Genomic DNA, 9,862 nt, shown 5'->3' with positions numbered 1-9,862 from the left:
GTGGGCCGACTATTTTCCGTCGGCGGCGGAGCCGCCTTTACATCGCGAGGCAAAATAGTCGGCCCCCTTCGGTCCTCCGCCAAGGCTCCGGCCCACAGCTCACGCTGCGGGTGCAAGTCCGTTCCGCCCGCCGCCTTCGTCGCCATGAAGGCCGCGATGGGCGCGGTCGATCCGACGAGGAAAGCCGCAATGACCGCCGACCACGACAACGATTTCGAGCCGCACCACAGTTCATCCCCGACCGACCAAATCCTCCAGGAACTCCAGCTCTATGGCTACCGCCCCTTCCACGACGAGCCCGATCCCCGGCGGCTTCCTGAAGCGCGGGTCCTCGCCGGCAGCGTCGCCGAGATCTTCGATGCCCTTGTGGTGGCGCTGTCCGATACTCGTCTTGAGCCCGATCTCGAAGACCTGCTCTGGTCGACTGTGAACGTCTTCCATCGTGCCGTCGACAGGATCGAGCGCGGGCTCGACGACAACGAGATGGCACAGCGGCGGTCGCAGCGGGAGCAAGACGGCAGCGAGATCAAATCCGTCGAGCTGGAGCGCCTGACGGCGGAAGGGCAGACGCTGATCGAGCGACGCAACGCCTTTGAGCTGATGCGCGATCAGGCTGCCGACGAGTTTGAGCGCCACACTCATTCCGCCTGGCGGCCGCGCAACGGCTCGAGGGTCAACCACCGCAATCTGACCTCCGCGATGATCGATAGCCGCGATTTCCTGGCCGCGAAGAAGCGCGCCGACAATCAGGTGCTCATGCCGCCCGGCCCAAAGGTCGCGCTGACCGGCGGTCTCGACTTCAACGATCACCGGTTGATCTGGGCCAAACTTGACCAAGTGCACGCCAAGCATGCGGACATGGTGCTGCTGCACGGCGGATCTCCCAAGGGCGCCGAGCTGATCGCCGCCAAGTGGGCCGACAACCGCAAGGTCCCGCAGATCGCCTTTAAGCCCGACTGGACAAAGCATGCCAAGGCCGCTCCGTTCAAACGCAACGATGCGATGCTCGACGAGCTGCCGATCGGGGTGATGCACTTCCCAGGCACGGGCATTCAGGACAATCTCGCTGACAAGGCCAAGAAGCTCGGCATCCCCGTCTGGAAATTCGGCGGCGCGTGAGCGCTGCCGCAAATTCCGAAGACTAGGTGCCCTCGGGATCGTTCAGTGCCGCTGATCGTGCGACGCGCCGCGACCCGCACGCGTCCGCCGCAGCCTTGCTCCGGGTTCGCTCGGATCTTCGTTCAGATCACAATTTCGAGCAAGGCTCCCACTCTCGTCCCCACGCGCAGCCTTGATCACCCCTCTGACCTCGAGGGCGGTGTTGGCGATTGTCCATCCTTGCAGACCGGAGGTCTGCCGCACCTCCTCGTCACTCGTGTCGAGGATTTCCTCGCTCAGTGCTTCGAGCAAGCGGATCAGATCGCGACTTGGGTGCCAGCGTGTCATCACTTGCTCCAGTTCCGTTGATCGCGCAGCAGAGCGCGTCGCATCCGCCGTCGCGTCGTGTCGTAGTCGAGCTCGGATATGCCGTTGACTTTGCAGATCTCTCTGGCTGCCAGGCCGTCGGCCAGGCCCGCAATTATCTTCAGCGCCAGCGGATCGTCTTCGAACAGCCGATAGACGTTGGCCAATGTCTGCGCGGCGGCCAGCACCCGCTCCGGGTCGGGCACTTCATCGCCCTCCTCACCGGGCCAGCTTCGCTGGTCCGGATCATCGCGGCTCACAAGCAGCCTTTGCTCAAGCCGCGCACGCCGCCAATAATCGTTGCAAATGCTGCGCATGACGCCCGACAGGAACGCCAGGATGGGTACGTCGGCCGGCCAAGGGCGCGAACCATCGAGGACACGTGCGATCGCCTCGTGGAGGATGTCGTTCCAGCCCAGTCCTCCCGGCAGGTTGCGGCCCCACAACCGCGCCAGAGCTTTTAGCCGCACGAGCTCGATATCGGACAGTGCATCGATGGCGGCCGCGACATCGACCGCGCGGCCAACCGCGTCATCGGACTTGGGAGCTATCGTCAATCGTTCCATGGTCACATCGTTATGCGCTTCACCTGGCCCAGTGCGGACAGCGGATGGAAAAAATTTTGACGTGTCCGCGTGGGTGCTCCTCAGGCGCATCGTCTGTATTACAACAGGAGAGCCTCCATGGACGACACGTTGGCGGCGGCGCGCCGCTGGTATGCCGAAGACCTGCGATACAAGGTCCCGGTGCTGCGTAACCCGCAGTTGATCGAGGCATTCGCGTCTGTTCCACGCGAGCAATTCGTCAGCCTTGGCCCCTGGCGCATCATCTCGGACCCGTACAGCGACGCATTCCTGACCCCCGATACCAACCCGCGCTGGCTTTATCATGACGTTCTCGTGGCGATCGATGCGAGCCGCAATCTCAACAATGGGATGCCGAGCTTCTGGGCCCGCAACTTGGAGCATCTCGACATCGCGCGGGGCGAACGCGTGCTCCAGGTCGGTGCCGGGACCGGGTACTATTCGGCGGTGCTGGCTGAGATCGTCGGATCCGTCGGTCGCGTGACTGCAGTTGAAGCCGACCCGATGCTGGCCTCCCAAGCCCGAGCGAATCTCGTGAACTGGCCGCAGGTGAACGTGGTCGCAGGCGACGGCCGGGCCGTGGACGTCGGTGAACTTGACGTCATCATCGTATTCGCCGGATCGACCCACCCATCCCGCCTCTGGCTCGATCGGTTGGTCGAACGCGGCCGGCTTCTGATGCCGCTGACTGACGATTCCTGGAGGGGCTTTCTTCTTCGCGTGATCCGGGGTCGAAACCGATTCGAGGCCTTTTCGATTGGTGCCGTCTCGATCTATCCTTGCATCGGCGGACGCGACGAGGAGGCGGGACAACGTCTGCATGAGGCGCTCGAAGGCCTGCCGCCCGGCAAAGTTCCAATTCGCGCGCTGCACGTGGGTGATCCGAGCCACAACGATGCAGAAAAGGTCTGGTTTCAAGCGGGAGGGTTTTGGCTGGAGCGCGAGGCCATCGAAGGAGATGCCGCCCCTTCGAAATGATCAGGCTGATTTCGAGACCGTCTCACGTTGGGCAGTCCTCAGCCCAAACATGATGTCTCCAGGTATCCTCCCCCACGGTTTCTCAGGATGGTCCTTTTTCCATGCTGCCGCATAGCTGCTCTGCTCACCGCATTTCAGCTGTCAAGGGACGAAGCGTTGCCCTCGTGGTAATTCGAGCGCCCTTTAATGCTGAACCAAGTGGACATGGAACAGGAATTGCGAGCGACTGTCGAACGGGCGATTTCCGGATATGTTGCAGGTGCCTATAACCTCACCGGAAGCATCTCAACAGTTGTCAAGGGTGCAAATTGGACCTTTGTCGTTCGTGACGGGTCGCAAGATCTGGCTTTCATCCGCTTATATCGAAACTGGGGCCGCTCTGTCGCTGACGTCGCCGACGAAATGGCTGTGCTCCAAGCCGTTGAAGGTACGCCCGCACTTGAGGTCTCTCGACCTCTGATCGATCTTGTGGGCCGGTCGTTCTCTACCTTCGAATTGCCTGATGGCAGCAAACGCCTTCTTGGGGTGTTCACTCCAGCTGCGGGGCGTGAGTTGGCGGCAACCGCGGCAGATTGGCATCGCGCGGGTGCCGCCCTGTCACATTTGCATCGACAGAATCGTCTCGCGGCTCTTGCCCCGAAGAGGGAGCTCTTGAGCGACGACAGGCGCAAGCAGACCCTCGCGATGATCGCCGATAGATCTCAACTTGTTGCCAATGAGATCGGAAAATCATTGGATCTGCTCGTGGGCCTCGGTGCAAACAAAGCAATTGGCCCGGCTGGGCTTTGTCATGGCGATGTCCGGCCGATGAACATGCGGATCGAGGGTGAGCGCATCACATTTTTCGATTTCGATGATTGTGGTAGCGGCCCTCAATGGCTCGACCTGGCGGCCATGGTTCTATGGTTGGAATTCATGAACGAGGGGAATGCCGGCCTGTTGTGGAGATCGTTCCTCGCTGGATATGGCTTGGTCGAAAGTGAATCCTTCGTCCATTCTGTGCGCTGGATGGTGGCTGAACATCAGCTGCGCATTATGCAATTCCTGTTCGACTATTGCGAGTTAGACACAGCGCTGTGGGATGTTGTTCTGGGCCAAGCGGAGACGACCTTGCGCAAGGCGGCCGACGGCGATTTCCGCGCATTCGCTTCCTGATGTAAGGACTTGCGGGGTCGTGAATCGACCCCAGTGCGACTTTCGGAATGTATCTGTCAGACCGCGAAACCGCTGCCGAGCCTGCGAGCCTGAAGGAGCAAGAATCAGGCGGCTCGAAGGCGATGGGAGCAGGCCTCGAAAAAATCAGGCGGGCTGGTGCCAGAACCGAGTGCTGTGATTATTCAGCCCGCGGGTATGCGAATCGACCGCCGCCTGAAAGGTCTGCGGAATCTTGTCTCCGTCACCACCTTCCCTAAAATAGTCCCTGACCGAATAGAGCGCTCCTCTCATCAGGTGCTGCCATGTTTCAGCCAATTCGGTCTGCCGATCCTGCTCCTGCTTGGCGGCGCTCGGCTTTCGTTTGGGAGCAGGGATCGTATAGTTGGGACGTAGATCTACGTCATGGACGAACGTTATGCTGCCGGACGTCCAATCATCATCGACGGTCCGGCGCCACCGATAGCTCACTCTGACAATCAGGTGTTTATCGAAGTGGTAAGGCGGCACGATCGGGTCATCGACGTAGAAGATCTGCCCTTCCTTCCGTTCCTCTTCCATTCGTCGCTTCATGGCATCGACCGCGAAGGATAAATCACTGCCCGCGCGCTGCAGGGTGTGTGCTGTTTCCGCGCGCTTTCGTGGCGCCTTGGCCTCGCGGTGTTTCGCTAGGGCCTGTTCGAAGTAGTGGAGCTTTTTTGAGATGTAGGGACCGCAGCTTGTGAGAGGCAGCCGATTCAGATCACCCATTCGTTCTTCCCGGATCGCCTGATCGACAAGCCTGTTCAGTTCGTTGTCGTCGATCTCTTTGAGAGCATTCTGTTGAACGCGGGGGATGTTGATCTCTCCCATGGCTTGTTACCTAATGTTTTGTCTGTTGAGGCTCGAATGATTGTGACGACCTCTACCGCGCGTCGACTCACAATTCATCCTAGCCGATCAGCCGTCGCACCGTGACGGCAATGATGTTCCAGCCGAAAGCCACGCGATCCTGACAACCGGGCTCCTGCCGGCGGACACCACCCCGCTTCCATAGCGCTGATCCTTGGTCCCAGCCGAGTGCCTGACGCCATCAACCCACAAGGGGTCGGCTTATGCTGATGCGTGCCGCCGCTCCGCCTTCGTCTGCGCGGTGATCGCGGCCCCGGCCGGACACATCGGGCGCCTGTCGCGCGGGGATGGTCCCCGCCTCAGCACAGGAGCCGGATCGATGTCTCAATCGCTCGCTTTCGCCAACGCCTGGAACCTCGCCACCACCCTCATGGTCTGCGTCGTTATCTTCCGCACCGGCATAGGCGGATACGGTGTCATGCCGTCCGGTGAATATGATGGCGATCCCGCCGCCATCCTCCACGAATTCGACCCTTTCCAGCCGTGAAGGGGCGGATCGTTACGCGACGGCTGCGGAATTCCCTCGGGATCTCCGCTCCCGATCGTGGTCGTTTCCCGTTATACTCATGCGTACGCCGTGGTGGTGGTGGAAGGCGTGACCGTCAGACCTTTAGCTCACGGAGACCACCGCCATGATCTTCTTTGGACCGCTGCTCGTCGTCGTTGGCATCGGCTTTTTCTGCTGGCTGCTCTTCACGCTTGCTGTCTTCGCGCTACCCCTCTCTGTTGGCCTGACGATCGGCATCTGGGCCTTCCACACTGGCGCCGGTGTGCTCGGCGGCACCGCAGCAGGGCTTGTGGCGGGTGGTGCAACCATTTGTATTGGCCAACTCGCGTTCGCCTTCGTGCCATGGACTTGGCTTAGACTCCTGATCCTCCTCCTCTATATCGCGCCTGCGACCGTCGCCGGCTATAACGCGACGCGCGGAATCGCCCGGATGGCAATGCCTTCGCCCATCTGGCAAACGATCTTTGCGATCGTTGGCGCGACCGCGGTCACAATCACGGCGTTCATCCGCTTTTACGGCAATGGCCGCACCCGGACCAGCCGGACGGGATTTGGCGCAGGGCTAACACAGTAGCGGCGGTCGTGGAGTGGGACCAGATCAAGCGCGCCGAGCGCTCGCAGTGCTCATCCTCGATACTCGATAGGCAGCGGTCTGTGCGTTGAGACTTGAGTCATTGCGGGGTGGCCGAGCTAGCGGCGGCGGTTGAGACGCGGTGGTCCAGGCGATGACGCCTCACGAACACGGCCAACAAGTCGAGTCGATGGGCCCATCGCTTAATTGCGGTCGCGGAAACTTAGATCCGTCCGTCGCCGGGCAGCACGGGAGCCAATCTCCGTCGAATTCGCTTGCCGGACTTTGCGGGCGCGAGCATCGCCACGTTCTCCTTGATGTCAGATCTGTTCTGATCGAGCGCACCAATCGGCCTCTTCGATGGATGGATCTAGCCGAAGGCCGGCTGAGGCCTCGACCGCCTATGGCGCAACAGCGGCGTCACAACTTTCTTCCCCTGCCGGCCGCGCCGTCATTCCTCGCGCGAGGCAAGAAAGTTCCTCCTTTGCTGTCGAGCCCCTTCGGGGTGCGCCGTCGATCGCCTCCGGCCTGTCGATCACCATCGAGGCCGCAAGGTGCGGGCTCGGAAAACAGAGATCAAGGAGAACTACCATGGCGACCATCGGCACCTTCAAGAAGACCGGCTCGAACGAATTCGCCGGCGAAATCGTCACCCTCTCGGTCCAGGCCAAGAATGTCCGGATCGTCCCCGAAACCACCCGCACCGGCGAGAACGCCCCCAGCCACCGGGTCTACTGCGGCCGCGTCGAGATCGGCGCCGCCTGGTCCAAGCGCTCCAACGAGGGCCGCGACTATCTGGGCCTCAAGCTAGATGATCCGAGCTTCACCGCTCCGATCTTCGCCAACCTCTTCAACGACGAGGACGGCGAGGGCTTCAGCCTGATCTGGTCCCGTCCCAGCCGCCGCAACGGCGACTGATCCGATCCGCGATGCCTCGCCCGGCTGGCCCGGGCGGGGCATCACCTTGCTCAAGAGCTGGCCGTGCAGAGCTTCGCGAGCCGGTGCGGATGGCCGGTTGGTCCCGATCAGCGACCGCGGACCTGTCCCGCCTTGATCGGCCGCCTTTGATTGGTCTCCAACACGGTTTTGACGATGTCTTCCCAGTCGGGGCAAATTGCGAGCAACCGATCCAGCACTGTGGGATCCCGTTCGATCTGGCCGAGCGCTTGAGCGCGCCAATGGTCGTTGAAGCTGATGCTCATCAACCCCAAACATTCGACGACCGAACTGTCAGGCGGCAAGTGCTCCAAGATCGCCGTCACGATGCCGGTCCATTGTTGAAGCAGACGCAAGTGCTCAGCGGCGGCCCCGGTCTCCAATTTCTCTTGGAGGACATCAATCAGCAAGAGGAAGCGAATTCGCCAAGGTTGGGGCTTGAGGTCCGCGACATAAGCGTCCACGACTTCGCGGATGTCGGCAGGCAAGTGCTCGTATAAGGTCATCGTGGCTAATCCATCCTCCAACCATGCCGCCAATCCCTTGGGTGGAGCAAGCGTCCTTGGAAACAGAGCAGATTTGGCCGAAGCCGCCTATCCACTTAAGCGTGACGCAGCGCGGAGTTGGTTCTTAACCAGTCAATGCGGCAGCATAGCACAAATACACTCTGTCAGCGCGCCCGATGAGGATGAGCCGCCGTTCGTTTAATCAAATCGGCTGCTTCGACGCCTAGTGCCTTCGCGATTCGGCCGAGCACCGTCACGCTGGCCGACACATCGGCGCGTTCGATTGCGCCGACGTAACGGACACTCAGTCCGGCGCCATCGGCCAATTCTTCCTGCGTCATCTTCTTCACATGACGTATCCGACGCAGATTGATCGCCATGACCTCCTTGAGATCCATGGCGACAAGGGAACTCACATCGGCACGATCGTTCCAGGAACGATCGTTCCGATTCGTACGGCGGTGTGCTATTCATATCTTCTGGATTGGGCCTGGTTTGCCGCTCGCGGGGAGCGCCGTGATACGATCTGCGCATCGCGCGCAAATCGCATGTGACGGTTTCGCGGCTTGCAAAGTTCCGGGGCTTAGATGAATTCTAATCGCCGCATTGATCTGTGGGGGCAATTGCAATGAACGAACTGCCATTCCGGGATCAGCCGCCAATAACCGATCGCGTGAACACCTACGACGAGAAACATCTTGCAATCTATGTTCGGTTGTTGATGGCCGAAGAAGAGGGCGCTGACTGGCGGGAGGTGGTCTGCGTGATCTTCGGCCTCGACCCTGCGCGCGAACCGGATCGTGCCAAACTCGTCCACGACAGCCATCTCGCCCGGGCGCGATGGATGTCGGAAGCCGGATATCAGCATCTTTTGGAACCGCGGATGCAGTGAACTGCGTTCCGTCACGCAAATTGCGATCTCGCGTGATGCAACCTGAAGGTCTAGCCCGCCGAGCCGATTTTCCGGACCGTGGTGTGTCCCCTCCTTCGGGAGGACAAACAGAAAGCAGAGATGACACACCATGCCGACCCAGTACTGGCGCTCGCCGGAGACCATCGATCGCCTCAATCGCCTTGAGCGCCCGGGCTTCGCCCTCGAGTTCCTTCGCCGCAACGCGGACTACCGCCGCGACTTTGCCCGCACGAAGCGCCAGGTCGCGCGCGACGGCGCTGATCCTGAGACCATCCGAACTGGTTTCGCACGCCGATGGGGGTTGCGATTTCGCCCATGACCCCGCCTCTCCGGTTGGGCCCGAACCAGCCATTTGGCTGCCCGAGGCATCACCTGGAACTTTGATCCTGGAGCCCGCGCCGTCGGGCTTCACGACCGTTCATTCGATCGATCGCGATGCTTTCGGACAGCCGCCTGTCGAGCGGACAGATGCTGACGGTCGCGAACTGGTGATCGCGGAGGGATCGGGTGAACTTCATGTCCGTTTGCGTGACGAGCAGGCCGCGCAGCGTCCCGCCGTGCTTCTGCCGCTCGACAGCATGGGCGAACTGCGGGCCGACGTGGCGCTTCGCTTTGCGCGCCGCCTTGCTGGCCAACGCATCAGTCTTCTGCCGGCGGCGCTGCGGCTCACGTCGTTCCAGAAGCGGCGACTGATTCAGCTCCTTCACGCCTTCGACGTTCACGATCTGGGCGGTGGTCCTCGGGACGTGGCAGCGAAGGTGCTCGCGTCCGACCATGCCCACCGCCGTTCGGTCGAGTGGAAGGATTCGCATGCCCGCCGTAAGGCCAACCGCCTCATTCATGATTCGATCGCCTTGGTCGAACGAGGCTATCTGAAACTCCTGCGCGGCCTCTGACCGGCCTCTCGATCCCTCCAAACCATCCGCCGTGATGACGCCAAAACCGCGCCCCGCTGATAGCGCCTCGGTTCGCCTTGCTGCGACCGTGGGGGGACACAAATCCGCGTAAACTTTCGTCCACCCCCAACGCCCGAACTCTCCGCCACTCTGGCCCCGACATGCCGCGACTTGGCCGCGGCGCTTCAAGGCAAGACGGAGATCTCCCATGCTCGACCGGACCGCGCAGCTCACCACGCGCTACGTGCGCACGCCTGAGGCCGCGCGCCTCCTTGGCCTCTCGTCGCGCACGCTTGAGAAATATCGTTGTCACGGCAACGGCCCGACCTTCCGCAAGCTCGGCGGCCGCGTTGTCTACGCCATCAGCGATCTCGAAGCCTGGGCCGATCAGGCCGCCTGCAGCTCAACGTCAGATCCTCGCTACGTCGAGGCCCGCACCGCTGGCAATGCGCATCGCTGAAGC

General features: G+C 61.4%; 15 protein-coding genes. 10 read left to right on the top strand and 5 right to left on the bottom strand.

Translation table 11 applies throughout. From position 1 onward, the window contains the following. Positions 1-189: 189 nt before the first annotated feature. Complete coding sequence (locus IC761_RS30985; RefSeq protein ID WP_195804830.1) at positions 190-1,119, top strand: DUF2493 domain-containing protein; 930 nt, start codon at positions 190-192, stop codon at positions 1,117-1,119. A 42-nt stretch (positions 1,120-1,161) separates the two neighbouring features. Here the strand turns inward: IC761_RS30985 and IC761_RS30980 are convergent, their stop codons facing one another. Beyond that, the gene (locus IC761_RS30980) at positions 1,162-1,446 is read right to left on the bottom strand and encodes a hypothetical protein (RefSeq protein WP_195800430.1); all 285 of its coding nucleotides are present in this window, start codon (positions 1,444-1,446) and stop codon (positions 1,162-1,164) included. Continuing rightward, positions 1,446-2,030: an RNA polymerase sigma factor gene (locus IC761_RS30975; protein WP_246791386.1), complete on the bottom strand. Its 585-nt coding sequence runs from the start codon at positions 2,028-2,030 to the stop codon at positions 1,446-1,448. Before IC761_RS30975 ends, IC761_RS30980 begins: the two co-directional genes overlap by 1 nt. A gap of 117 nt (positions 2,031-2,147) precedes the next feature. Between IC761_RS30975 and IC761_RS30970 the strand changes: the two genes are divergently transcribed. Together IC761_RS30970 and IC761_RS30965 are read left to right on the top strand one after the other, a co-directional pair. Then, positions 2,148-3,026 carry a protein-L-isoaspartate O-methyltransferase family protein gene (locus IC761_RS30970; protein WP_195800429.1) on the top strand — a complete coding sequence of 293 codons (879 nt, stop codon included), beginning with the start codon at positions 2,148-2,150 and terminating at the stop codon, positions 3,024-3,026. A 186-nt stretch (positions 3,027-3,212) separates the two neighbouring features. Continuing rightward, entirely contained in the window at positions 3,213-4,181 is a 969-nt protein-coding gene (locus tag IC761_RS30965; protein ID WP_195800428.1) for a phosphotransferase enzyme family protein, read from the top strand. Between the two features lie 144 nt (positions 4,182-4,325). On the opposite strand, the gene IC761_RS30960 is transcribed toward IC761_RS30965, so the two are convergent. Beyond that, entirely contained in the window at positions 4,326-5,030 is a 705-nt protein-coding gene (locus IC761_RS30960) for a hypothetical protein (protein WP_195800427.1), read from the bottom strand. A gap of 358 nt (positions 5,031-5,388) precedes the next feature. Here IC761_RS30960 and IC761_RS30955 point away from each other — a divergent pair, with 358 nt between their 5' ends. From IC761_RS30955 to IC761_RS30945, 3 genes are all read left to right on the top strand, one after another. After that, entirely contained in the window at positions 5,389-5,556 is a 168-nt protein-coding gene (locus tag IC761_RS30955; RefSeq protein ID WP_195800426.1) for a hypothetical protein, read from the top strand. A 145-nt stretch (positions 5,557-5,701) separates the two neighbouring features. Continuing rightward, positions 5,702-6,151: a hypothetical protein gene (locus tag IC761_RS30950; RefSeq protein WP_195800425.1), complete on the top strand. Its 450-nt coding sequence runs from the start codon at positions 5,702-5,704 to the stop codon at positions 6,149-6,151. Positions 6,152-6,739: 588 nt separating this feature from the next. Then, entirely contained in the window at positions 6,740-7,066 is a 327-nt protein-coding gene (locus IC761_RS30945; RefSeq protein ID WP_195800424.1) for a DUF736 domain-containing protein, read from the top strand. 107 nt (positions 7,067-7,173) lie between these two features. Here IC761_RS30945 and IC761_RS30940 read toward each other — a convergent pair whose 3' ends face one another. Together IC761_RS30940 and IC761_RS30935 are read right to left on the bottom strand one after the other, a co-directional pair. After that, positions 7,174-7,590, bottom strand: a complete 417-nt coding sequence (locus IC761_RS30940; RefSeq protein WP_195800423.1) for a hypothetical protein — start codon at positions 7,588-7,590, stop codon at positions 7,174-7,176. 164 nt (positions 7,591-7,754) lie between these two features. Continuing rightward, on the bottom strand, positions 7,755-7,988 hold the full coding sequence (locus IC761_RS30935; protein ID WP_195800422.1) for a helix-turn-helix domain-containing protein: 234 nt from the start codon (positions 7,986-7,988) through the stop codon (positions 7,755-7,757). Positions 7,989-8,218: 230 nt separating this feature from the next. Between IC761_RS30935 and IC761_RS30930 the strand changes: the two genes are divergently transcribed. The 4 genes from IC761_RS30930 to IC761_RS30915 all read left to right on the top strand — a co-directional run bounded on the left by IC761_RS30930 (position 8,219) and on the right by IC761_RS30915 (position 9,859). Beyond that, a complete protein-coding gene (locus IC761_RS30930) occupies positions 8,219-8,482 on the top strand; it encodes a DUF2285 domain-containing protein (protein WP_195800421.1) in 264 nt (87 codons plus the stop codon). Between the two features lie 130 nt (positions 8,483-8,612). Then, positions 8,613-8,822, top strand: coding sequence for a transcriptional regulator domain-containing protein (locus IC761_RS30925; RefSeq protein WP_195800420.1), 210 nt, complete (start codon positions 8,613-8,615; stop codon positions 8,820-8,822). 61 nt (positions 8,823-8,883) lie between these two features. Next, the gene (locus IC761_RS30920; RefSeq protein ID WP_195800419.1) at positions 8,884-9,399 is read left to right on the top strand and encodes a DUF2285 domain-containing protein; all 516 of its coding nucleotides are present in this window, start codon (positions 8,884-8,886) and stop codon (positions 9,397-9,399) included. A gap of 208 nt (positions 9,400-9,607) precedes the next feature. Continuing rightward, entirely contained in the window at positions 9,608-9,859 is a 252-nt protein-coding gene (locus IC761_RS30915) for a helix-turn-helix transcriptional regulator (RefSeq protein ID WP_195800418.1), read from the top strand. Positions 9,860-9,862: the final 3 nt, after the last annotated feature.

The organism is Bradyrhizobium commune, from assembly GCF_015624505.1.
GTDB classification, from domain to species: domain Bacteria; phylum Pseudomonadota; class Alphaproteobacteria; order Rhizobiales; family Xanthobacteraceae; genus Bradyrhizobium; species Bradyrhizobium commune.
Note: the sequence above shows the minus strand (reverse complement) of the source record. Positions and strands in the feature narration are given on the sequence as shown.